The sequence below is a fragment of the Candidatus Symbiothrix dinenymphae genome (genome assembly GCF_001431085.1).
Map to the genome: position 1 here is coordinate 1 of NZ_BBRU01000061.1, position 1090 is coordinate 1090.

Sequence of the window (1090 nt, forward strand, 5' to 3'; positions counted from 1 at the left end):
GCTAAATTGTATGTCGTAACGGGCGAAAAGAAATACCTTGATTTGGCAAAATATTTCTTGGACAAACGGGGTTACACTGCCCGAAAAGGCGACGCCTTCACCAGACAAATGCATAAACCTATTTTGGAACAGGACGAAGCCGTTGGTCATGCCGTACGCGCCGTTTATATGTATTCGGGAATTGCCGACGTGGCAGCGCTCACGGGCGATGCGGCTTACATCCACGCCATCGACCGCCTTTGGGACAATGTGGTGTCGAAAAAACTCTACATCACCGGTGGAATAGGCGCCCGTCATCAACACGAATCATTTGGCGATAACTACGAATTGCCCAATCTGACGGCTTACAACGAGACTTGCGCAGCCATTGCCAATGTTTATTGGAACTACCGCCTGTTTCTGTTGCACGGCGAAGCTAAATATTTCGACGTGCTGGAACGCACCTTGTATAACGGTTTGATTTCCGGTGTTTCGCTGGATGGCGGCACATTTTTCTATCCCAATCCATTGGAATCGGATAGCAAATTCAAATTTAATCGTGGAAGTACACTTGTCCGCCAGCCGTGGTTTGACAGTTCCTGCTGCCCGTCGAATGTCAGCCGTTTTATCCCTTCCCTGCCGGGTTATGTGTATGCTGTCAAAAATAATGACCTCTATGTGAACCTGTTTATGGGCAATGATGCCGTATTGGATGTGGAAGGTAAAAAAGTAGCAGTAAGCCAATCGACCGAGTATCCATGGACAGGCGACATTAATATTAAAGTGTCACCACGTTCAAAACAGCAATTTACATTGAAAGTGCGCGTGCCGGGTTGGGTGCAGGGGGAAGTCGTTCCCAGCGATTTGTACAGTTATGCCGACGGCAAAAAGTTGAATTATGCGGTAACGGTGAACGGCGCCAAGGTGGACAGCCGGTTGGAGAAGGGATATTTTGCGATTTCCCGTCAATGGAAAAAAGACGACGTGGTGAAAGTGCATTTCGACATGGAACCGCGCGTAGTGAAAGCCAACGACAAAGTGGAAGCCGACCGCGGAAAAATATCTATCGAACGCGGTCCCATTGTTTATTGTGCCGAATGGGCGGATCCTT

Annotated in this window: 1 protein-coding gene; it reads left to right on the plus strand. The window is 48.5% G+C overall.

The window, feature by feature from the left end:
• Positions 1-1090 (plus strand): glycoside hydrolase family 127 protein (locus tag ASC50_RS01075; RefSeq protein WP_193391173.1); only part of this gene is annotated, 1090 nt, incomplete at both ends.